Raw genomic sequence first — 21,189 nt, forward strand, 5'->3', positions numbered from 1 at the left:
AAGCTTCCGACATCGTTGTGTGATGCGGCAGCATTAGAAATGTCCAGCGCGGCACGCACTGCGGGCGCGGGGCTCGCAGCCCCGGATAAGGCACGCCTTAGGCGCTTTCGGATTCGAGCAGGGAGAGGTGGCGGGTGAAGCAGGCTTCGAGCGTCTGGCGATACTCCCCGGCGTGGGTGTGAAGGGACTCGCGGATGGCTTCGTTAAAGGGGAGGCCGGAGGGGCGGCGTCCGAGCACGAGCACGGAGCCGAAGGTGACATGCAGGAGTTGCCGGCCCACGCGCTCCTCGAAGTAGGCGCTCTCGGGATCAACGGGCCAGTCGCGGGCCAGGGCGGCGACTTCCTCGTCGGTGGTGGAGATGAGAAAGGACGTCTTTTCCTCCTCGAAGTGCTCGGCGGCGTAGTGGGCGATTTCGCGGAAGAGCTCCGGATCCGTGCGCCAGACCACGCGGAGGGCTTCCAGGTAGCTGGTACCGGCCGTTTTCACATGCAGGAGATCGCCGCAGATGCGTCCGATGGAGGGGTAGAGCGAGAACTTATCCGAGCCGCTGTGGACGGAGATCTTGTACGGCCCGAGGGTGCGGGCGATGGCTACATGGCGCTTCAGCTCGTCGTTAAAGGCCGCAATGTCGCCCACATAGTCGATGCCCTTTTCGAACTTGCCCACGAAGCGCGGGGCCAGGCTGATGAAGCTCACCCCCCGGCGTTTGAGTTCGAGGGCGAGGAAGAGGTGTTCGCGGTGGCTGGTGGGAGCACTGGTTTCGTCCACCGCGATCTCGACCTCGAAGGGTCGCGAGGTGCAGTGCTCGGCCACGGCCTGATAGAGACGGGCGCAGGTGGCGGTGGCGCGGGTGTATTTGACGGCGGCGCGCAGGAGGGATTCCTCGTCGAAGGTGAGGGGAGGGCCGTTGTCCACTTCCCACTTTCCGTCGAGGTAGCGGCGTGGCCAGTCACCGGGCAGGAGGCCCTCGGCGGCGAGCTTGCCGGTTTCCGCGCGCAATTCGTCCTCGCTCATGGTGTCGGCGGCGTTGGCCACGCTGGCGCTCGGGTCGAGCGTGAAAAAGGTGAAACCTGCCTTGGCTGTGTGGGCGACATCTTCGACGGTCTTGAGGTGATCGGCGTCCGCGCCCCAGGGGCGGGTGAAGTGGGCGGCCTCGACGGCGGTGCGGGCGGCCTCCACTACCTGGTCGGCACGGCGGCGGCTGCGGGTCAGCTCGCGCATGGACTGTTGGGCGAGCATGCCGTAGAAAGTGGACTTTTCCAGTGCAGCAATGTGCCCCGGTCCGGCCAGGCCGAGCCGGTCACCGAAGCCGAAAGATTTTTTCAATCCGAGGATGACGGGTGTATTCGCTTGAGGCATGGGAAAGTGCTTGGTCTTGACAGTGTGGCGAGAATCCTACACGTGTAAGTTCGCTTGCCGCTGCCTGCGACAGTTAATTCGAAATTCGTGGGTTGGCATTCGTGGTGGTGTTTTTGGTTGAAAATGGCAGTTCCCGGCTCGTTGAATCCGAAAACCGCCCTGTTCGTCCAAAGTATCCGGCTTGCGCCAGCGTTGAAATTAAGAAAAAACCTCCGAAGACTTTCCCAAGCGCCCGATTATGTCAACCCGTCCCTCCAAGCCCGCCACTGCCGCCGCCCTGGCGCGTCATCTGGGACTTTCGCGCTGGACGGTTTCCCGCGTGCTCAACGGCCATCCCGGTGTCCTCCCGGCCACGGTGGAGCGTGTGCAGCAGGCGATGGAGGAACTGGGCTACCAGCCCAACGCCCTCGCTCGCGGCCTGCGCGGGGGCAAGACCGGGACCATCGGCATTTGCTTTCAGGAGATCGAGAGCCCGATTCTGGTACGCAAGAGCACGATCCTGCAAAACCTCCTGCGCGAGCAGGGGCGGCACACGCTGATCGAGCTGACCGACGGTAATCCGGGGCTGGAGGAGCGCATTGTGGGGCATTTCCTGTCGATGCGGGTGGATGGGATCGTCTTGATCGGCTCCCGGCTGAGCGAGGAGGACCCGTCCCTGCGGCATGCCCGCGAGCAGGGGACGCCCGTGGTCTGGATCGACCCGGAAAAGGCCCGCGTCGAGCGCCGCGTCACCCTAGACCGCGCCTACTCGATGAAGCTCGCGCTGGAGCACCTCTATGGGCTCGGGCACCGGCGTTTTGTCAACCTCGGGATCGACCCCACCGACGCCAACGGCTCGGTCAAGTTCCAGGGGCTCAAGCGCACCTGCAGCCGCCTCGGGCTCGACTGGGAGCGTGATTTTAGCCACTTTTACGTGGAGGGCTGGCAGCAGCACGATTATGCCTTCGGGGAGCGGCTGGCTGGGGTGTTTGCTGCCTCCGCTCCATCCGCCACGGCGGCGGTCGTCCTCAATGACCGGGTGGCCATCGGCCTTATGCACCGGCTGCGCCGCAAGGGGTGGGATTTTCCCAAAAACCTGTCCATCGTAAGCTACGACAACAACGACATGGCCGCTTACGCCTGCCCGCCGCTGACGACGATCGACCAGCGGGTCGAGTCCATGATGGAGGCTGCGGTCGAGATGCTCGATGCTTTGGTCGAGGGCGGCGAGGCCGCCGCCGCGCTCAAGCCCCGCAGCGTGCGCCCGACTCTGGTCGAGCGCGAGTCCACCGCTCAGGCGTAGCAGGTTTTTTTGGGGGGGGTGGTCTTGGGGCGGCCAGCGTCTTTATTGAATGCTGTCAAAATGTAACTGTTTTGTTACTTAGCCGCGATGGCGGATTTCAGGCGGTTCATACTTGACTCCACCCTACACGTGTGTGATTTTGAGCGTAAATTCCGATATTCATGGCTAAAATACTCCTTACGACCACTTCCTATCAGGATACCCCCGGCCCGCACCACGAACTGCTTAACGGCTCCGGCCACGAGGTCCACTGTGAGCGCGGCCCGCTCTCCGAGCAGCAGATGCTTGAGCTGGTGGGCGACTTTGACGCTTTCCTGTGCGGGGACGACGCCATCACCCGCAAGGTGCTGGAAAAGGCCACCCCGAAGCTCAAGATCATCGCCAAGTACGGCATTGGCGTGGACAAGATCGACGTGGCCGCCGCCACCGAAATGGGCTTGCCACTCTGTTTCACACCCGGGGTCAACCACACCACCGTGGCCGAGCACAGCTTCGCGCTGATGCTGGCGCTGTTCCGCAGCCTGGTCGATGAGGCCAACTATGTGCGCGCCGGGAACTGGAAGCGCCTGACCGGCCACGAGATCATGGGCAAGACCATCGGTATCGTCGGTCTGGGCCGCATCGGCAAGGAGGTCGCCATCCGCGCCAAGGCCTTCGGTTTGAAGATCATCGGTAACGACCTGTACTGGCCCGAGGAGTTTGCCAAGGAGTACGGGATCGAACGGGCCGAGAGCTTTGACGGTGTTTTTGAAAAGGCCGACATCATTTCCCTGCACACCAACCTGACCGAGGAAACCCGCAACCTCATCAGCGCCGCTTCGATTGCGAAGATGAAGGATGGCGTCGTCATCCTCAACTGTGCCCGGGGCGAGCTGGTCAACACGGCCGACATGGTGGCCGCGCTCAAATCCGGCAAGGTCGGCGGCTACGGCGCGGACGTGCTCGACGAGGAGCCGCCCCGCCCGGACCATCCGCTGCTGACCGCCCCGAACTGCGTGCTCACGCCGCACATCGGCTCGCGCACGCACGAGTCCGTCCAGCGCCAGGCCATGATGGCCACGCAGAATCTCCTGCTGTGCCTGGAGGGCAAGAAACCGCTCGCGCAGGTCAATGACGTGCCGATTCCCGCTTTGAGTTAGATAAAAATACGATCACGAAGGACACGAAGAAGGCGCGAAGAGCACGAAGTTTTATTCTTTCAAACGTTGCTCCCGATTGTCCTGTCCTTGTGCCCTTCGTGCCTTCTTCGTGACCCACTTTAAACATTCCGATTAACCATGAGCGAAACTTTCTATATCGTTCCCGAGGCGACCCATAACGAACTGGTCGTCGCCGCCTACCGCCACCGCGGGTTCACCGCGGACGAGGCTGCCGCCGCCGCGCGTTTCTCCGCGCATGCCAGCCGCCACGGTATCCGCACCCACAACGCGATCAAGGCGCTCCACCTGGACCACCTTTTCGGCTCCGCTGCCGGTGGCTGTAAGCCCGGGGCCGAGATCGAGAAAAAGCCCTCCCGTTTCGCCGCCAGCGAAATCTGGAACGCCAACCGCAAGCTCGGTCAGGCGACCGCCTACGCCGCCATGGATGAGGCCATCGCGCTGGCCGACAAGTACGGCATCGGGCAGGTCTCGGTGGACAACGCCTTCCACTACCTGTGGGGCGGCGGCTACGTGATGGAGGCCGCCTCGCGTGGCTACATCGCCTACACTAATTGCACGGCGGCGCTGGCCGAAGTCGTGCCATTTATGGGGAAGTTCCCCACGCTCGGGACCAACCCGCACTCCTGGGGTTTCCCCACGGTGGACGCGGTGGGTTTTCCCATCGTGGTTGACTGGGCCACCTCGGTCGTGGCGATGGGCCGCGTCCAGCAACTCGCCCGCGAGGGCAAGCAGCTCCCTCCGAACGCGGCAGTGGACAAGGACGGTAACCCGACCACAGACCCCGCCGAAGTCGTCGCGCTGACGACCTTCGGGGCGCACAAGGGCTACGGGCTTTCCCTCATCAACGAGATCATGGGCGCCTTTATCGGCGGTTCGCTGCCGACCCTGCGCTCGCGCTGGCAGAAGAACCCCGAGGAGAAGCACACGCCCGCCTTCTACTTCCAGGTCATCCACCCGGAGGCGATTGCCGGCGGGGACTACGCCCTCGGGCGGAACCAGGCCGAGAATGTCAAGGCCGTCCTCGCCGACGTGCTCGGCCACGGCAACGAGTCCTGCATCCTGCCCGGACAGATCGAGGCCCAGGCGGCCAAGCGTTCCGACGCTGCCGGTGGCCTGCTCTTCTCCAGGGCCGAACTCGACGTTTTCAACGACATCGCCCATGAATGCGGCCATACCGGCTGGAAACTCGGCGATTTCGATCAGGCTGAAAATGTGTAAAACCGTCGTTCCCGCCCGGCTCGTCCGGGCGGGAACGATGCGCCTTGCCGGGGCTGTGCCAATCCGCTAAGGGTGCTCGTGAAAACACGTCACATCCACCCTCGGATTAACAACACTCTGGAAAGCGCGTCCCAATGAAAATTTCGATCACCAGCTTCTTCCTCGCAGCCTTGCTGCTCATTCCCGGTCTGCTCCGGGCCCAGTCGGGCATTGACCCGGCCCAGGCCATTATTGGCACCTGGGTCATCGACGCCGACGCCAGCTGGGAGCAGTTTGAGAAGTCGCCCGAATGGGAGGCGATGACGCCCGACCAGCGGGTGGACTTTCGCTCGACCATCTGGCCCAAGGCCCTGGAAAAGCTGCTTTTTACCGCCTACCACTTCGCGCCGAACCAGATCGTCATCGCGCACAAGGACAGCCAGTTGCCGATCCCGGCCAGCTACGTGAAGTCCGAAGGCCGCACGCTGACCGTGGTCATGGGCGAAGCGCCCAATACGGTCACCCTGACCATTAATTTCTACAACGCCAACCAGATCAACATCCGCAGCGCCGACGAGCTCAAGCCCAACTACTACGTGTGGGTGCGTCGGGGCAAGGATCGCCCCTGAGCCTTTTTCTAAAATTTGCTTCAGGGCTCTCGATTAATTTAACCCTTACAAAACTACCAAAGACCCAAAGACATCAGTCATGGCCATTGAAATCAAATCCCAGGAATCCTGCCAATACGACATCCTCTCCCTTGGCGAGGTGATGCTCCGCCTCGACCCGGGCGAGGGCCGCGTGCACACCACGCGCCAGTTCGCTGCCTGGGAAGGTGGCGGCGAGTACAACGTGGCCCGTGGCCTGCGCCGCTGCTTCGGCCTGCGCGCCGCCGTGGTGACCGCTTTCGCGGAGAACCCCGTCGGGCGGCTGATCGAGGACTTCATCCTCCAGGGCGGCGTCGATACGCGCTTCATCCAGTGGAAGGACTACGACGGCGTGGGCCGCACCGTCCGCAACGGCCTCAACTTCACCGAGCGCGGCTTCGGCATCCGCGGCGCCGTTGGCGTGCCCGACCGCGGCCACACCGCCGCCAGCCAGATCAAGGTCGGCGACATTGACTGGGAGTACATTTTTGGCGAATGCGGCGTGCGCTGGTTCCACACCGGCGGCATCTACGCGGCCCTTTCCGACACCACACCGGACGTGGTCATTGAGGCGGTCAAGATCGCCAAGAAGAACGGCACCATCGTCTCCTACGACCTCAACTACCGCCCCTCGCTGTGGAAGTCCATCGGCGGCCACGCCAAGTGCCAGGAAGTCAACCGCGAGATCGCCAAGTACGTGGACGTCATGATCGGCAACGAAGAAGACTTCACCGCGTGCCTAGGCTTCGAGGTCGAGGGCGTGAGCGAGCAGATCGGCAACATCCAGGTCGAGAGCTTCAAGAAGATGATCGCCACCGCCGTGAAGGAGTTCCCGAACTTCCAGGCCACCGGCACGACCCTGCGCGAAGTCCACACCGCCACGGTCAACGACTGGAGCGCCATCTGCTGGCATGATGGGGGCTTCTACGAGTCGCGCGAGTACCCGCGCCTGGAAATCCTCGACCGCGTCGGCGGCGGCGACAGCTTCGCCAGCGGCCTGATCTACGGCTTCCTTTCCGCCAACGACCCCCAGCTCGCCGTCGATTATGGCGCGGCTCACGGCGCTCTTGCCATGACCACACCCGGCGACACCACCATGGCCTCCTGTAAGGAAGTCGAAAAGATCATGAAGGGCGGCTCCGCCCGCGTCGTGCGCTAAGGGAATGAGGCTGGTCACGAAGGACACGAGGAAGACACGAAGAGCACAAAGATGAAGGTGGACGCTTCAATAACTTCTGACGTCGAGGCATTGGCGAATCGGGTTATTGGAGCGGCTATCGAAGTGCACAAAAGTGTTGGCCCTGGCTTACTGGAAAGTGCTTACGAAAAATGCCTTTCCCACGAACTGACGCTTCGAGGCATTTCCCATCAGTGTCAGCTTTCTGTTTCCATTTCCTACAAAGACTGCCTGATCGAAAATGCTTACCGCATCGACTTGTTAGTCGAGGGTGCGCTCGTCGTCGAGCTCAAGGCCGTTGATGAACTTCTCCCTGTCCACACCGCCCAAGTCTTGACCTATTTAAAATTTCAGCAGGCCCGGCTCGGTCTGTTGATTAATTTCAGAGCCAGAACTCTAAAAGAAGGACTGAAGAGGATCGTTCTGTAGCGCTTTGTGCTCTTTGTGTCTCCTTGGTGCCCTTCGTGACCCATTAAAAAATGTCTAATTACCTGAACGAACTTTTCTCCCTCGAAGGAAAAACCGCGGTCGTCATCGGCGGCACGGGCGAGCTGTGCGGCGCGATGGCCGAAGGGCTGGCCGGAGCCGGGGCCGAGGTGGTCCTCGTCGGTCGCAGCGAGGAAAAAGCCGCCGCCCGCCTGGAGAAGCTCCACCGTTTCCACGGCAAAAGCTACTTCGAGTCTTGTGAAGTCGGCGACGCGGAGCAGCGCAAGGAGCTGCTTGAGCGCGTGCTGAAAAAGTCCGGCCAAGTGGACATCCTCGTCAACGGCGCGGGTGTCAACAGCCCGACCCCGTTCTTCGAAATTTCCGAAGAGGAGCTGGACCGCATCCTCGACATTAACTTCAAGTCGCTCTTCGCGTGCTGCCAGGTCTTTGGCAAGTACTTCGTCGAGCGCGGGCAGGGCGGGTCGATCATCAATGTCGGCTCCATGTCCGGGGTGATCCCGCTCTCGCGCGTCTTCACCTACTCGGCGACCAAGGCCGCCGTCCACAACCTCTCAAAAAATCTCGCCCGCGAGTGGGCCACGCAGAACATCCGCGTCAACACGCTCGTGCCCGGTTTCTTCCCGGCGGAGCAGAACCGCAAGGTGCTCACCCCCGAACGTGTCCAGCAGATTATGGGGCACACCCCGATGAAGCGCTTCGGCGAGGCCCGTGAACTGGTCGGCGCGACGCTCCTGCTCGCCAGCGACGCCGGGAGCTTTATTACCGGCGCGGAGATCCTCGTCGATGGCGGTTATGCCGCCATGACCATTTAGTTTTTAAAAGGTCACGAAGGGCACGAAGGAGACACGAAGACCACGAAGTTGGTCACTTTATTTTTACCCACAAATCAAACACGTGTAAGTTCTTCATGTATTTAAAGATCGATACATATGCTTTGTGATCTTCGTGTCTCCTTCGTGCCCTTCGTGTCCCATTTTTATTTCATCCATCACCTAACCCGCCCACGCCCATGAAGCCCTTCATCCACGACGATTTCCTGCTGCAAACCGAGGCCGCCCGCCGCCTGTACCACGAGTACGCCAAGGACGAGCCTATCTTCGACTACCATTGCCACCTGCCTCCGCAGGACGTGGCGGCGGACCGGCGCTTTGCCAACTTGTTTGAAATCTGGCTGGAGGGCGACCACTACAAGTGGCGGGCCATGCGTGCCAACGGCGTGGATGAGTCGCTGTGCACCGGCGCGGCGGACCCGTATGAAAAATTCCTGGCCTGGTGCAAGACCGTACCCAACACTCTGCGCAACCCCCTTTACCACTGGAGTCACCTGGAACTGGTGCGCTATTTCGGAATCACGGAGACGATCAACGAGAAGACCGCTCCGGCCATTTGGGAAGCTGCCAATGCGCGCCTGAAAGAGCCGGACATGAGCGCGAAGGGCATTCTGGACAAGTTCAAGGTGGCCGTGGTCTGCACGACCGACGACCCGATTGACACGCTCGATCATCACAAGGCAATCGCCGCCTCCGGCATTGCGACGCGGATCTATCCGACTTTCCGCCCGGACAAGGCCATGCAGCTTGGAGATCTCGACGCCTACGGCGTGTGGTGCGATCGTCTGGCCGAAGTCTCCAGCATCGACACGGGTGATTACGCCGGGCTGCTCGCGGCCCTGAAGCAACGGCACGACTTCTTCCACAGCATGGGGGGCCGACTGTCCGACCACGGGCTGACCGCGCTGCCGTCGGCTTTCTGTTCCGAGGCGGAGGCTGCCGCCATCTTTGCCAAGGCCCGCGCCAAACAGGCTGTGACTCCGGAAGAGGAGCAACGGCTGGCCACCGCGTTGATGTTTTACTTCGGCCACCTCGACGCCGAAAAAGGCTGGACGAAACAGCTCCACCTCGGAGCCATGCGCAACAATAACGGCTCCGCCGTGCGCCGTCTCGGGCCGGATACGGGCTTCGACTCTATCGGGGACTATCCGCAGGGCGTGGCGCTCTCGCGCTACCTGGATCGCCTGGCCGCGGACGGCTCCCTGCCCAAGGTCGTGCTCTATAACCTCAACCCGGCCGACAATTACCTCTTCGCCACCATGATCGGAAATTTCCAGGACGGCACCGTGCCGGGCAAGATCCAGTTCGGCAGCGGCTGGTGGTTCCTCGACCAGAAGGAGGCGATGGAGATGCAGATGAACGCGCTGGGCAACCTCGGGCTGTTCTCGCGCTTTGTGGGTATGCTGACGGATTCCCGCAGCTTCCTGAGCTATCCGCGTCATGAGTACTTCCGCCGCGTGATGTGCAACCTCGTCGGCGGCGAAATGGAGCGCGGCGAACTGCCCGACGACCTCGACCTGGTCGGCGGGATGATCAAGCGCATCTGCTTCTCCAATGCCCGGGAGTATTTTGGGCTGGAACTTGGGATCGGCTGAGGCTACGAATAACGGCGTCATGCGCCGTCTTATTTATTTTCTCCTGCTGTCACTGGCAGCGTTCCCTGCTCACGCTCGCACCTGGACTGATAGTCAGGGGCGCACGATGGAGGCCGAGGCCGTCTCGGTCGGTGAGGACACGGTGACCTTCCGCAAGGCGGATGGGGGTACGTACTCCTTTCCGATGGCTTCACTGAGCGAGGCTGACCAGGCCTATCTCAAGGAGCAGCTCGCGGCGGGTGAACTGTCGGTCGAGCCACTCAAGCCAACCACCTACACCTCCTGGCTGGAGGCGAACCTCGTCAGCCTTCAGGGAGGCAAGCTGAAGCGTGAGCGCACCTCCGATATCCCGCAGGCCCGGTACATCGCCCTGTACTACTCGGCCCACTGGTGCCCGCCGTGCCGTGCCTTTACCCCGAAACTGGTGTCGTTTTATAACGAGCAGAAGGCGAAGCACCCTGACTTTGAAATCATCTTCATCAGCTCCGACAAGGACGAGGAAGCGATGGCGGAATACATGCGTGTGATGGACATGCCCTGGCCGGGGCTGGACTACGACAAGCGCAAAAGCAGCGACGCCCGAAAGAAAACCGGCAACGGCATTCCCTGCCTGACGATTGTTGACCGCGAGGGAAACCTGCTCATGGACAGCTATCAGGACGGCAAATACATCGGCCCGACTCGCGTGATGAACCAGCTCGCCGAATGGCTGTCGGAGTGAGTCAACTGCGTCCGGGTTCGGGTGAGGGGATGGTCGTTACTGCCCGACTGTGAGCGGAATTTCTCCGGCTTTGATTTCCTTGAGCCAGAGGCTTTCCTGTTCAGTGAAGGCGCTGTGTGGGTCAAGGTCCGTCGCCTGGTGTCCGGAAGAAGGCATGGTGACGATCTCGACCGGCCCCTCGATCTGGTTGGCCGCGATGAAAATCCCAGCCGGGGGGCAGGTGACGTCGGCCAGACCCATGCCGATGAGGGTGGGGCAGCGGATGTCCGGGGCGAAGTTGACCACGTCAAAATACTGCGCGGTCTGGCGGACTTTTTCGGGGTCCTTGCCGCCGGTGGCGTAGTAAGAGCGGGGCCAGCCGGGGGCGTTGCGGTTGACCGGGCCGTTCAGGTCGCAGCCAGCGGGGACTTTCGCGCAGGCTGCGGTGACGAGGTCATTGCACAGGGCGGCGGTGACGAGCGTTTGCATACCGCCCTGGCTGGTGCCACGAACGACGAGCGTCTTACCGTCCCAGTCCGGACGGTCCTTGAGGTATCGGACAGCCTGGGTGCAGCTCAGGTACATGCGCAGAAAGTAGCTGGTCTCCCGGTCGTCGTTGCCGATCTTGGGGTAGTCTTTGAGCGCGCCTTCCTTGAGTTCATCATAGAACGACTGAGGCTCGTAGATGGGCAGGCACTGTCATATCCGGTGCCCACGGCGCGAAAACGTCGAAGGGCTGACCATCTTTTCCGTTTACCTGACAGTCCCTAAAAGGTGTTCAGCTTTATATTTGTAGCCGCGATCTGAAATTGTATATTTTATGCCTTATGCGGCCGAATATTTTATTTGTTTTCTCGGATCAACATCGCTGGTCGGATCTGGGGTGCTACGGTAACAAGGAAGTACAGTCACCTTATCTTGATGAGTTTGCGCGGAGCGGAACAACGGTGGAAGCTTGTCTATCGAACTGCCCGCTATGTGTGCCCGCTCGTGGCTCTCTGTTGACCGGCCTCTACCCAATGAAGCACAGGGCTGTTTCGAACGACCTGCCGATTGATCCTTCGGCCAACAGTGTTGCTCATGCTCTCAACGGGAAGGGATATCATACTGGCTACATGGGGAAATGGCACTTGGGCGGTATTCCCCGGGACCAGGCGATTGAGCAGGAACGGCGTCTTGGATTTACGGAGTGGAAGGTGTGCAACTGTAGTCACGACTATCTGAACTCCTACTACTACGATGAGAAAAACCGACGGCATGAGATCAATGGTTACGACGCCGAAACCTACACCACGCTGGCGGTTGACTTTATCAGGCGAAACAAGGACGAAGACCAGCCCTGGGCTCTCTGGCTTTCCTGGGGGCCGCCGCACGACCCGTACTTTGCCGTCCCGGAAAAGTACCTGGCCCGCTACGACGAGCAAACGCTCAGCCTGCGTCCAAATGTTCCTGATACGATTGTCCACAGTCTCGGACATCGATGGACGAGGGAGGAGGCTCGTCGCAATTTGAAGGGATATTATGCGCACATTACCGCGCTGGATGAACAGTTCGGGCGTCTGGTCAAAACCTTGGAGGAGAGTGGCCAGCTTGAGAACACAATCGTTGTCTATACGAGTGACCACGGTGATCAACTCGGCAGTAACGGCTATACCAACAAGCAACTACCCTATGAGGAGTCTGTGCGCGTGCCGCTGATCGTTCGCGGTCCGGGGATTCAACCCGGCGCCCGCACTTCGGCCATGATTGGAACCACGGACCTTCCCGTTACAGTACTGTCTCTGGCCGGTGTCGAGCTTGATGGGGCTGATGGCCGGGATCTTTCGAGCATTTTTTCCGATAACTCAGCTACGGGGCTGGATGAGTGTTACCTCTTTGATCTGGTGCCGTGCCATCAGTCGGCCAGGCGTGGTACGGGTGCCTGGCGAGCCGTGCGTACTCGGCGTTACACTTACGCGTGTAGTGATAATGGCGAGCCAGCACTGTTTTTCGATAACTTGGCCGACCCTGCCCAGCGCAACAATCTCGTCGCGGATCGTGCATACGCGGATATTTTGAGTGCTCTGCAAGCCCGAGTCAAAGCCTTCGCTGACGAGTATGATGCCCTGATCCCTTGGCCTAACCTACTCAAGGAAAATGGCCTGCTTGACGAATGGAACAAGAGCCAGCGGTATTTTGGTGAACCTGAGACGATACCCGCCATTACGTAAACTCTTATTACAAGTATTAGTGAGTTACTGATATAGCGTCTATATTGATACCAGGATTTGTTTTCTGAAATCGATTCTCACTATTTCCAACTCCGTGCTGTGATTTCACTTTTTATTAGTTACCAGCAGCTTACGAGAGGGGGAGGCGGACGTCAGATGCGTGGAAGTGCATATAAATGCTTGTTTTGGGGCAAATAATTGGCAAATCGTGTATTCTTTGCCTGAGGAGCAACGCCAGTTTTTAGTCTGAAGGTTCTTATTGTTCCTAACCAGAAGGGAATTGCAAGATATGCGTCCGGAACGTCCGGCGGAAATCTTTCGGGGCGGATGTCCCATTGTGGTGTTCGTTTTCGAAGCCATGTGTGGCTGAGTGAGCAGTTTAATAGATGAACTTCTACCGAAACACCGGGTTTGCGTGTCCCTATCTTGGGTGAAGACCCAGTTCCGACACAAACGACAAGGCAACGGCTTGTTCCTCATTCACTAACGAAATCCGATGGCTGGCGGGGCTTTCTCTCAGTGCCCGTTTGGGCCGATTGAGCGTGGTTTCTATTCGCCTTCGGCGTACCTGTTGAACGGGACTAAACTCCTCGGCGTGGGGGTTGGGATCACTTTTTTACCGTCCATATTTCCGAGTGGTTCCGTGTGGGACCCGTGTACCTCGTTTAGTGAATTCTCTCGCCGAGGTAGGGGGCTTGAGAAAATGCTCATCCTGACCCCGGCGGCGAGATCAGGCTTTCAATTAAGTTTCGCATTTGTTCTTGAATGACCAATCTTAATATTATTATGTGATTGCAAGTCGGTTGCATGTCCTCTCTATCTCATTCGCCCTATGCTCATACCCGGACAGGTCCGGATGGTCGCCTGATGTCGTCTGATGAGTGGGAGCCGTTGCTGACGTTTCAATGCCTGTCAGGCTTGGATCGAGGTTGCCCCTTTTGTTGTAAACTCGATCCGCAACACGGGCACTTGAACAAAGTTGCTCATCTCGCCGGGCTCAATGCCGAGACTCTCTTCCGGAAAGGAAGTCAGGAGGCCCAATGCGCCCGTGATTGGGGAGAACTCGCTGGCTGGTGGCATGACCTGGGAAAGTTTGCGCCCGAGTGGCAGGCATATTTGCGCCGGAAGGCTGAAGGGGAATCCGGATCAGTGGATCACTCAACGGCGGGCGCGCAGCAGGCTGTGCGGGCGCAGAGCCTGCTGGGTCATCTGCTGGCATACGGGATTGCCGGGCACCACGCAGGCTTGCCCGACGCGGAGGGCACACCAGCTTGCTTGCGGGAGCGTCTGCATCGTGGGCTTTCTTTTCGGGAGTCGGATATACCTCTTGAGCTATTGCGGATGCCGGTGCCGTTATTGCCACCGTTTCTACTCAATGCTCTGCGAGAGAGGGAGGATGCGTTCAGTGCAGGCTTTTATGCACGAATGCTATTTTCCTGTCTGGTCGATGCGGATTTCCTGGCCACGGAATCGTTTATGTCCCCCGGCCTTCATGAGCAGCGTAACGCTGTTCAGGCGGGTGTCCTAAACAAGATTGAGCAGCTTGTCACGGCCAGGATCGCGGGGTTCCCGTCTCCGGTACCCGGCGACGTTGTCAACGCTATGCGCGCTGAAGTGGTGGCAGACTGTGCGCGCGCGGCGGTGGGACCGACGGGTATTTATACGCTCACGGTCCCGACCGGCGGAGGCAAGACTCTCTCTTCGCTGTTGTTTGCGCTACGTCACGCGCTTGCCAATGGCCAACTGCGTGTGATCTACGTCGTCCCCTTCACCTCGATCATCGAACAGAATGCCGAGGTGCTGCGCGAGATTGTTCGCCCGCTGGCGAGCGATACCTTCACTCCCCTGATCGAGCACCACAGCTCGCTTGACCCGGACAAGGACACGCCTATGGCCCGTCTGGCTGCGGAAAACTGGGATGCTCCTTTGGTTATCACCACGGCGGTGCAATTTTACGAGTCACTCTTTGCGGCCCGTACGTCGCGTGCGCGAAAGGTGCACAACATCGCCAATGCAGTCGTCGTGCTGGATGAAGCGCAGACGCTGCCAGTGGATTACCTGCACCCGTGCCTGCGGGTGTTGCAGGAGCTGGGCGATCACTACAATACGACCAGCGTTTTGTGCACGGCGACGCAGCCTGCTATCCGCTATGACGCGGCGGCATTCCCGATCGGACTGAGGGGGTGCAGGGAGATTATCTCCGATACATGTAAGCTGTTTGCGGCGCTCAAGCGGGTGGAGATTCAAGAGCTTGGAGAGTTGGACGATGCCGAACTGACCCAACGCCTTTGTTCACACAGGCAGGTACTGTGTATTGTCAATCGCCGTCGGCACGCGCAGGAGCTATTCCGGCTCTTGGAGGCGGACGAGGCGCACTTTCACCTCTCGGCCTTGATGTGCCCCGAACATCGCACGCAGATTCTCAAACGCGTGCGTGCCCGGTTGGAGCGTGGTTTGCCAGTGCGCTTGATCTCTACCCAGTTGATTGAGGCGGGGGTGGACGTAGACTTTCCCGTTGTTTACCGTGCTTTGGCCGGGCTGGACTCTATTGCCCAGGCGGCGGGTCGCTGCAACCGTAATGGTAAACTCGATACACTGGGAAAGGTCTTTGTCTTTCGTCCCCAGGATCAGGCAGCGGAACGGTATTTTCGGGAAACGGCCCAGGTCACCAGCCAATTGCTTGGTCTGCACGAAGACCTGCTCGGAGAGGATGCCATCCGCCACTATTTCGATCTTTATTACTATCAGCAGAAAAACCGTTGGGATTCTCGCAATATTCTCGCCCCGGAAAATCTCCGGCTGTGCCGCGACAAGCCCGAGCTGCCCTTTCACTTTAACTTCCGCACGATTGGGGAAAACTTCCGGCTGATCGACGACGGGCAGGTGTCCGTCATCATCGAACACGGCGAAAAGGCTGAGGCGCTCGTCGCCGAGCTGCGCAACGAGCACATCCCGCTCAGCCGTCGTCTCCTGCGCGCGCTTCAACGCTACACAGTGCAGATCCGACCCGCCGAGCTGAACGCGAACTGGCACTGTTTCGAGCATCTGCGTGATGATGAGTTTCACGTGCTGATTTCTCCCGAACTCCATTATTCCTGTGAGACCGGCCTGTGCCTGGATGAAACGGCGAGCGAGAGACTATTGATATATTAAAAGCTCCCCTCGGGCTTTGCCCGAGGGGAGCATGGATACTAGCATTTCCTATAACAGGTTTCAATCCGCGCACGATTATTCGCGCGACAATAAAACACCAGCAATGAGCGATCCGAATAAAAGCATTGAGGCGATAAATATGATTTGTTCATTTTCTACCCAAAATCCGGCCCCGATCAATGAAAAGGACATCATAAGCGCTAATGCGCAAAAGCGTACTTTCGGGGGAAGTAACTTTAGAATCTCTTTTTTAGGGTCGTCCATTTTTCAAGCATATAATAGAACAGGAACAGATAAATATGCTTTGGTTAAGAGCGAATTTATCATCAAGCATTTACTATAACAGGAATATTTAAAAGATTGATACGAGAACAAAATGAATTTTGGCATAACCCTGAAAATATCCGGCAACTACGCGTTGTTCTCCCGGCCTGAGATGAAGGTGGAGCGCGTGTCCTACGACGTGATTACCCCCTCTGCTGCCCGTGGGGTGCTGGAGGCGATCTACTGGAAGCCCCAGATCCGCTGGGTGATCGACGAGATTACCGTGCTCAAGCCCGTGCGCTTCACCAACATCCGCCGCAACGAGGTGGCTTCGAAGATATCCGTCAAGGGGGCGGCGGGGGTCAACGCCGCCATGAAGAACCCGGAGATCGTGCCGCACATGGCGGTGGACGAGAACCGCCAGCAACGCGCCTCGATGGTGCTCAAGGACGTGGCCTATGTGATTCGGGCGCACGTAGTGGTACTTGACCAACGGCTGGAGAAGGGCAGCGATCCGGTGGCCGAAAATGAGGCGGCTGGCAAGCACCTGGAGATGTTCAAACGCCGGGCCCGGAGTGGTCAGGTCTTTCATCAGCCCTACTTCGGCTGCCGTGAGTTTCCGGTGGATTTTGAGCTGATCGAGGACGAGGCAGCGCTGCCGACCCCGGACAGCGCGCTCCTCGGGGAGAAAGACCTCGGCTACATGCTCCACGACATCGAGTTCTCGCAGGACCGAGCCACCAAGAAGGTCAAGTCCACCACGCCGCACTTTTTCCGTGCGCAGATGAGCGACGGTGTCATCCGCGTCCCCGCCTTACCCTTTCCCCTCAAGCGATGATCCTGCAATCCCTCTACAAACTCTACGAACGCCTGGCCGACGACCCCGAGTACGGCCTGCCACTTCGGGGCTTTTCCTCGCAGAAAGTCAGCTTCAAGCTCGTGTTGAAGCCGGACGGCTCGCTGCTGGAGCCCCAGAGCGTGGACCCCAAGGTGCAGACGCTTGTGCTCGGAGAGGGCAAGCCGCCCGGCTCGGGTATTAATCCCTGCTTTTTGTGGGATAACCAGACCTACCTGCTTGGCCGTCAGCCTGAGGATAAGAAAGACGGGTTCGGGCAGGATCGTTTCGAGGCCTTTCGCGCCCGGCACCTGGCCGTGGAGCAGGAGATTGGTTCGCCTGCCTTCAGCGCGGTGTGTCGCTTTCTCGAAGCTTGGAACCCCGAACGCTTGAGCGAGTACCCGCTGCTTGAAGAGGCTGGCACAGGCTTTGGCGTTTTCCAGATACAGGGTGAGCGCGGGTATGTCCACGATGACCCGGTGGTGCGTGCCTGGTGGAATAAGACCCAGACCGCCGGGGAAGCGTCGTCGGCAGCGGTGTTGGGTCAGTGCCTGATTACGGGGGAGCAGCAGGTCGAGATCGCCCGCCTGCACCCGAAGATCAAGGGCGTGGTCGGGGCGCAGTCTGCGGGCGCTTCGATAGTGTCCTTTAACGCCACCGCCTACGAGTCCTACGGTAAGGAGCAGAGCTACAACAGCCCGGTGGGGGAGGAGGCGGCCTTTTGTTACGGCACGGCCCTGAATGCCTTACTGAGCGGGCCGATGGCCTCACGTCATCGACTGCGCATCGGTGACACCTCTTGCGTGTTCTGGACGGAGAAAAAGTGCCCGGTCGAGGATGTTTTTGCGGAGCTTCTGGGCAGTGGCTCCTTCGCGGTAGAGGAAGCTCAGGATCCGGACAAACTGGATCAGCTCAAGCGCCTGCTCAAGGCTGTGACATCGGGTGGGCGCTATGCCGACCTGGACGATGTCGAGGCCGGAACACCGTTTTTCCTGCTTGGACTCGCGCCCAATGCAGCCCGTCTTTCGGTGCGTTTCTTTTACAACTCGACGGTTGGTGACACGCTGGAGCGGCTCCGCGAGCACCATGCCTGCATGCAGATCGTGCGGGAGTTCGAACAGCCCGTGGGCAAACGTTTTGCCGACCCGGAGTTCCCCCCTCTGTGGGCGTTGCTGCGCGAGACGGTGCGCCGGGGAGACGACCCGGCTCCGCTCTTGGGTGGCGCGCTTATGCGTGCTGTCATTACCGGCAGCCCGTACCCGGTCGGGCTCTACGCGGCTATCCTGCGACGGATACAGGCCGACCGGACCATCAATTACCTGCGGGCGGCCACCTTGAAGGCCGTTCTCGTTCGCAACTACTCATTCAAACTCAAAACCATGCTCGATACCGACAATACTGACCCCGCCTACCTGCTCGGACGCTTGTTCGCCGTGCTGGAGAAAACTCAGCTCGATGCGCTTCCCGGCCTTAACGCCACTATTCGGGACCGCTTCTACAGCGCGGCCTCGGCCACCCCGGCCAGTGTGTTTCCCCGGCTCCTGCGCACCTACCAGCATCACCTGGGGAAGCTTCTAGGCGGGGCGAAGGTGAACCGTGAGCGCCTCTTGCAGGACATCATGGAAGCGATCAGCAGCGGCGGCTTTCCGAGGCAGCTCAACCTGCAAGAGCAGGGTATTTTCGCCATCGGCTACTACCACCAGCGCAAGTCCCTTTTCACGGCCAAGGCTAAAAATGCCGAGCCCGAAACCTCCGAACCCGCCACCCTTTAATTATTAAAACTATGGATAAACGATACGACTTCATCTACCTCTTCGACTGCCAGGACGCTAACCCCAACGGCGACCCCGATGCCGGGAACCTGCCCCGTATTGATGTGGAGACCGGCCAGGGCCTCGTCACCGACGTTTGCCTCAAGCGCAAGATCCGCAACTTCGTTGCTCAGGCGACGCCGGAGCGGATTTACTTCGTCGAGGGTGCCGTCCACAACAACCAGCACAAGGATGCTCATGCCGCTGTCGGCATTGATACTAAAGACGCCAAGGCTCCCAAGGGGGGGAAGAAAGACGAGGCGCGCGAGTGGATGTGCCGCAACTACTACGATGTACGCACCTTTGGGGCGGTCATGTCCACCGAGGTTAACTGTGGGCAGGTGCGTGGCCCGGTGCAGCTTTCGTTCGCTCGTTCACTCGACCCGATTGTGACGAGCGAACACGCCATCACTCGCACCTCGGTGACGAACGAAAAGGACATCGAAAAGGAGCGTACGATCGGCCGCAAATTCACCGTCCCCTACGGCCTGTACCGTTGTCATGGGTTTATAAATCCGTTTCTGGCCGCGCAGACGGGATTTGGTGAGGAGGACCGCGAACTGTTGTTCCAAGCCTTGGAGAACGCCTTCCAGTTTGACCAGTCGGCGGCCCGCCCGGCAGGCAGCATGAATCCGCGCGGTCTGCTGGTTTTTGAACATGACAACCAACTTGGCAAGGCTCCCTCGCACCGACTCTTTGACGCGGTGCAGGTCCAGCGCAAAGACGGCGTCGAGGTCGCCCGCAGTTGTCGGGATTACGAGGCGCGGATCGACGAGGCAGCGATCCCCACGGGCATTACCTTGCACCGTCGTATCTGGAGTTGGTAGCAGGAGAAGCACCTCATGCGGATGGCTTCGCAGTCTGTGCCCCTTTCGGCCTTGCAGCACTACCTGTACTGCCCGCGGCAGTGCGCGTTGATCCATGTCGAACGCGAGTGGAGCGAGAACACCGGCACAGCCGAGGGAAAGGTCATGCATGAGAAGGCACACTCCGGGCAGGGTGAGTCCCGGCCCGGAGTACGCATCGTGCGCGGGCTGGAGGTGCGCTCCGTCCGCTATGAGCTTCATGGCGTCTGCGATGTTGTGGAAATCCATCAGGCAGGGACGATTATCCCGGTGGAGTATAAGCGTGGGCGTCCCAAAGGACACCGCGCCGATGAGATCCAGCTCTGCGGTCAGGCTATCTGCCTGGAAGAAACCTTTGGCCGGGGAGAAGGCTTCATCGACGAAGGTCACCTCTACTATGGAAAACTCAAGCGGCGCACCGTCGTGCCCCTGGGGGCTGAGCTTCGGGCTCTGACGCTGGAGACGGCTGAAAAGACGCGGAGTATGATTGCATCCGGCCTTACTCCACCCGGGGAGTATTCGTCTCGACTCTGTGACCGCTGTTCGCTGATCGAACTTTGTCAGCCACGCTCCCTGCGGCTCAGGCAAGGGGTGGACCGATGGTTCCTGAGAAGTCTGGACAAATCATTGATGGAATGAAAACGCATTTGAACACGCTGTTTGTCACCCAGGAGGGAACCTATCTGCACCGGGACGGTGCTGCTGTCGAGGTGCGCCAGGAGGGCAAGCCCCGTCTGCGGGTGCCTCTTCACAACTTGGATGGGATCTGCTGCTTTGCCTGGGATTGTACGGCTAGTGCCGCCTTGCTGGCAGCTTGCGCGGAGGCCGATGTGACCGTCTCCTTTCACACACCCAGTGGTAAGTTCCAGGCCGCGACGCGCGGGTTTACCTCTGGTAATATCCTCCTGCGCCGGGCTCAGTATCGCGCCAGCGAGGATGAATCGCTCTCACTGGCGATCGCTCGCAACATGGTGGCGGCCAAAATTGCCAACGCCCGGCAGGTCATCTTGCGAGTTGTGCGCGATCACGGTTCGCGAGATGAGGAGAAAGCCGCACGTTTGTCTGCCGCTGCCGAACAGCTTACCCACCGTGTGCGTTTTGCGCAGGCCGCAGATAATCTCGACAGCCTGCGCGGAGTCGAGGGTGACGCGGCGACTTTTTATTTTGGAGCGTTTTCGGATCTGCTAACCAACAACGAGTTCGTGCTGGATGCCCGTCAGCGCCGCCCCCCGATCGATCCGGTTAACGCGCTCTTGTCCTTCTGCTACACGCTGCTGATGCATGACTGTCGTAGTGCGTTGGAGGGATGCGGACTAGATCCGCAATGCGGGTTCCTTCACCGTGATCGTCCTGGCCGTCAGAGCTTGGCTCTTGATCTGATGGAGGAGTTAAGGGCACCTATTGCTGACCGGGTTGCCCTCACACTGCTCAATCGCCGCCAACTCGGTCACAAAGATTTTGAGACACGGGAGAACGGTGGGGTTTACCTCAAACCCGATGGGCGCAAGACTGTCTTTGCCGCCTGGCAAGAGCGTAAGCAGACTGAGATCCTGCATCCTCTGCTCGACGAGCGCATCAGTTACGGGCTCTTGCCGCATATACAGGCTCGCCTGCTGGCCCGACATCTGCGGGGTGATCTCGACGGCTATCCCGCTTTTCTCACTCGTTGATCGACT

At 59.6% G+C, this 21,189-nt stretch carries 19 protein-coding genes and 1 pseudogene; 17 read left to right on the forward strand and 3 right to left on the reverse strand.

Annotated features, from left to right (window positions below):
• Positions 1-97: 97 nt before the first annotated feature.
• Positions 98-1,360, reverse strand: a complete 1,263-nt coding sequence (locus H5P28_RS12835; protein ID WP_185676109.1) for a tagaturonate epimerase family protein — start codon at positions 1,358-1,360, stop codon at positions 98-100.
• Positions 1,361-1,598: 238 nt separating this feature from the next.
• On the opposite strand from H5P28_RS12835, the gene H5P28_RS12840 reads away from it, so the two are divergent.
• From H5P28_RS12840 to H5P28_RS12880, 9 genes are all read left to right on the forward strand, one after another.
• Positions 1,599-2,642 (forward strand): LacI family DNA-binding transcriptional regulator, encoded by a 1,044-nt coding sequence (locus tag H5P28_RS12840; RefSeq protein ID WP_185676110.1) that lies wholly within the window; start codon positions 1,599-1,601, stop codon positions 2,640-2,642.
• Between the two features lie 161 nt (positions 2,643-2,803).
• Positions 2,804-3,781, forward strand: a complete 978-nt coding sequence (locus H5P28_RS12845; RefSeq protein ID WP_185676111.1) for a phosphoglycerate dehydrogenase — start codon at positions 2,804-2,806, stop codon at positions 3,779-3,781.
• 138 nt (positions 3,782-3,919) lie between these two features.
• Positions 3,920-5,020, forward strand: coding sequence for an Ldh family oxidoreductase (locus tag H5P28_RS12850; protein ID WP_185676112.1), 1,101 nt, complete (start codon positions 3,920-3,922; stop codon positions 5,018-5,020).
• Positions 5,021-5,154: 134 nt separating this feature from the next.
• On the forward strand, positions 5,155-5,628 hold the full coding sequence (locus H5P28_RS12855; RefSeq protein ID WP_185676113.1) for a hypothetical protein: 474 nt from the start codon (positions 5,155-5,157) through the stop codon (positions 5,626-5,628).
• Between the two features lie 79 nt (positions 5,629-5,707).
• Positions 5,708-6,805, forward strand: coding sequence for a sugar kinase (locus H5P28_RS12860; RefSeq protein WP_185676114.1), 1,098 nt, complete (start codon positions 5,708-5,710; stop codon positions 6,803-6,805).
• Between the two features lie 51 nt (positions 6,806-6,856).
• Entirely contained in the window at positions 6,857-7,252 is a 396-nt protein-coding gene (locus tag H5P28_RS12865) for a GxxExxY protein (protein ID WP_185676115.1), read from the forward strand.
• Positions 7,253-7,302: 50 nt separating this feature from the next.
• Positions 7,303-8,082: an SDR family oxidoreductase gene (locus H5P28_RS12870; RefSeq protein ID WP_185676116.1), complete on the forward strand. Its 780-nt coding sequence runs from the start codon at positions 7,303-7,305 to the stop codon at positions 8,080-8,082.
• A 197-nt stretch (positions 8,083-8,279) separates the two neighbouring features.
• Positions 8,280-9,695 (forward strand): glucuronate isomerase, encoded by a 1,416-nt coding sequence (uxaC, locus tag H5P28_RS12875; protein WP_185676117.1) that lies wholly within the window; start codon positions 8,280-8,282, stop codon positions 9,693-9,695.
• A gap of 19 nt (positions 9,696-9,714) precedes the next feature.
• Positions 9,715-10,416 carry a thioredoxin-like domain-containing protein gene (locus H5P28_RS12880; protein WP_185676118.1) on the forward strand — a complete coding sequence of 234 codons (702 nt, stop codon included), beginning with the start codon at positions 9,715-9,717 and terminating at the stop codon, positions 10,414-10,416.
• A 36-nt stretch (positions 10,417-10,452) separates the two neighbouring features.
• Here the strand turns inward: H5P28_RS12880 and H5P28_RS12885 are convergent, their stop codons facing one another.
• Positions 10,453-11,088: an acetylxylan esterase gene (locus tag H5P28_RS12885; RefSeq protein WP_281398234.1), complete on the reverse strand. Its 636-nt coding sequence runs from the start codon at positions 11,086-11,088 to the stop codon at positions 10,453-10,455.
• Positions 11,089-11,222: 134 nt separating this feature from the next.
• Here H5P28_RS12885 and H5P28_RS12890 point away from each other — a divergent pair, with 134 nt between their 5' ends.
• From H5P28_RS12890 to H5P28_RS12895, 3 genes and pseudogenes are all read left to right on the forward strand, one after another.
• A complete protein-coding gene (locus H5P28_RS12890) occupies positions 11,223-12,605 on the forward strand; it encodes a sulfatase family protein (RefSeq protein WP_185676120.1) in 1,383 nt (460 codons plus the stop codon).
• 867 nt (positions 12,606-13,472) lie between these two features.
• Positions 13,473-14,012: pseudogene (locus H5P28_RS20130) on the forward strand (CRISPR-associated endonuclease Cas3''); the annotation flags it as partial.
• 18 nt (positions 14,013-14,030) lie between these two features.
• The gene (locus H5P28_RS12895) at positions 14,031-15,758 is read left to right on the forward strand and encodes a CRISPR-associated helicase/endonuclease Cas3 (protein ID WP_246456189.1); all 1,728 of its coding nucleotides are present in this window, start codon (positions 14,031-14,033) and stop codon (positions 15,756-15,758) included.
• 75 nt (positions 15,759-15,833) lie between these two features.
• On the opposite strand, the gene H5P28_RS12900 is transcribed toward H5P28_RS12895, so the two are convergent.
• The gene (locus tag H5P28_RS12900) at positions 15,834-16,022 is read right to left on the reverse strand and encodes a hypothetical protein (protein ID WP_185676122.1); all 189 of its coding nucleotides are present in this window, start codon (positions 16,020-16,022) and stop codon (positions 15,834-15,836) included.
• Positions 16,023-16,134: 112 nt separating this feature from the next.
• On the opposite strand from H5P28_RS12900, the gene cas5c reads away from it, so the two are divergent.
• From cas5c to cas1c, 5 genes are read left to right on the forward strand one after another with little or no spacing between them, the layout of a single operon-like run.
• Positions 16,135-16,860, forward strand: coding sequence for a type I-C CRISPR-associated protein Cas5c (gene cas5c / locus H5P28_RS12905; protein ID WP_185676123.1), 726 nt, complete (start codon positions 16,135-16,137; stop codon positions 16,858-16,860).
• Positions 16,857-18,629, forward strand: coding sequence for a type I-C CRISPR-associated protein Cas8c/Csd1 (cas8c, locus tag H5P28_RS12910; protein WP_185676124.1), 1,773 nt, complete (start codon positions 16,857-16,859; stop codon positions 18,627-18,629). Before cas5c ends, cas8c begins: the two co-directional genes overlap by 4 nt.
• An 11-nt stretch (positions 18,630-18,640) precedes the next feature.
• Positions 18,641-19,495 carry a type I-C CRISPR-associated protein Cas7/Csd2 gene (cas7c, locus tag H5P28_RS12915; RefSeq protein WP_185676125.1) on the forward strand — a complete coding sequence of 285 codons (855 nt, stop codon included), beginning with the start codon at positions 18,641-18,643 and terminating at the stop codon, positions 19,493-19,495.
• Positions 19,496-19,516: 21 nt separating this feature from the next.
• Positions 19,517-20,152, forward strand: coding sequence for a CRISPR-associated protein Cas4 (gene cas4, locus H5P28_RS12920; protein ID WP_185676126.1), 636 nt, complete (start codon positions 19,517-19,519; stop codon positions 20,150-20,152).
• On the forward strand, positions 20,149-21,183 hold the full coding sequence (gene cas1c, locus H5P28_RS12925; protein ID WP_185676127.1) for a type I-C CRISPR-associated endonuclease Cas1c: 1,035 nt from the start codon (positions 20,149-20,151) through the stop codon (positions 21,181-21,183). Before cas4 ends, cas1c begins: the two co-directional genes overlap by 4 nt.
• Positions 21,184-21,189 lie beyond the last annotated feature (6 nt).

The organism is Ruficoccus amylovorans (genome assembly GCF_014230085.1).
Classification (GTDB): domain Bacteria; phylum Verrucomicrobiota; class Verrucomicrobiia; order Opitutales; family Cerasicoccaceae; genus Ruficoccus; species Ruficoccus amylovorans.

Bases quoted from the DNA above. Each gene is read 5' to 3' on its own strand.
- H5P28_RS12835 (WP_185676109.1), bottom strand. From the start codon at position 1,360: ATGCCTCAAGCGAATACACCCGTCATCCTCGGATTGAAAAAATCTTTC.
- H5P28_RS12840 (WP_185676110.1), top strand. From the start codon at position 1,599: ATGTCAACCCGTCCCTCCAAGCCCGCCACTGCCGCCGCCCTGGCGCGT.
- H5P28_RS12845 (WP_185676111.1), top strand. From the start codon at position 2,804: ATGGCTAAAATACTCCTTACGACCACTTCCTATCAGGATACCCCCGGC.
- H5P28_RS12850 (WP_185676112.1), top strand. From the start codon at position 3,920: ATGAGCGAAACTTTCTATATCGTTCCCGAGGCGACCCATAACGAACTG.
- H5P28_RS12855 (WP_185676113.1), top strand. From the start codon at position 5,155: ATGAAAATTTCGATCACCAGCTTCTTCCTCGCAGCCTTGCTGCTCATT.
- H5P28_RS12860 (WP_185676114.1), top strand. From the start codon at position 5,708: ATGGCCATTGAAATCAAATCCCAGGAATCCTGCCAATACGACATCCTC.
- H5P28_RS12865 (WP_185676115.1), top strand. From the start codon at position 6,857: ATGAAGGTGGACGCTTCAATAACTTCTGACGTCGAGGCATTGGCGAAT.
- H5P28_RS12870 (WP_185676116.1), top strand. From the start codon at position 7,303: ATGTCTAATTACCTGAACGAACTTTTCTCCCTCGAAGGAAAAACCGCG.
- uxaC (WP_185676117.1), top strand. From the start codon at position 8,280: ATGAAGCCCTTCATCCACGACGATTTCCTGCTGCAAACCGAGGCCGCC.
- H5P28_RS12880 (WP_185676118.1), top strand. From the start codon at position 9,715: ATGCGCCGTCTTATTTATTTTCTCCTGCTGTCACTGGCAGCGTTCCCT.
- H5P28_RS12890 (WP_185676120.1), top strand. From the start codon at position 11,223: ATGCGGCCGAATATTTTATTTGTTTTCTCGGATCAACATCGCTGGTCG.
- H5P28_RS12895 (WP_246456189.1), top strand. From the start codon at position 14,031: ATGCTATTTTCCTGTCTGGTCGATGCGGATTTCCTGGCCACGGAATCG.
- H5P28_RS12900 (WP_185676122.1), bottom strand. From the start codon at position 16,022: ATGGACGACCCTAAAAAAGAGATTCTAAAGTTACTTCCCCCGAAAGTA.
- cas5c (WP_185676123.1), top strand. From the start codon at position 16,135: ATGAATTTTGGCATAACCCTGAAAATATCCGGCAACTACGCGTTGTTC.
- cas8c (WP_185676124.1), top strand. From the start codon at position 16,857: ATGATCCTGCAATCCCTCTACAAACTCTACGAACGCCTGGCCGACGAC.
- cas7c (WP_185676125.1), top strand. From the start codon at position 18,641: ATGGATAAACGATACGACTTCATCTACCTCTTCGACTGCCAGGACGCT.
- cas4 (WP_185676126.1), top strand. From the start codon at position 19,517: ATGGCTTCGCAGTCTGTGCCCCTTTCGGCCTTGCAGCACTACCTGTAC.
- cas1c (WP_185676127.1), top strand. From the start codon at position 20,149: ATGAAAACGCATTTGAACACGCTGTTTGTCACCCAGGAGGGAACCTAT.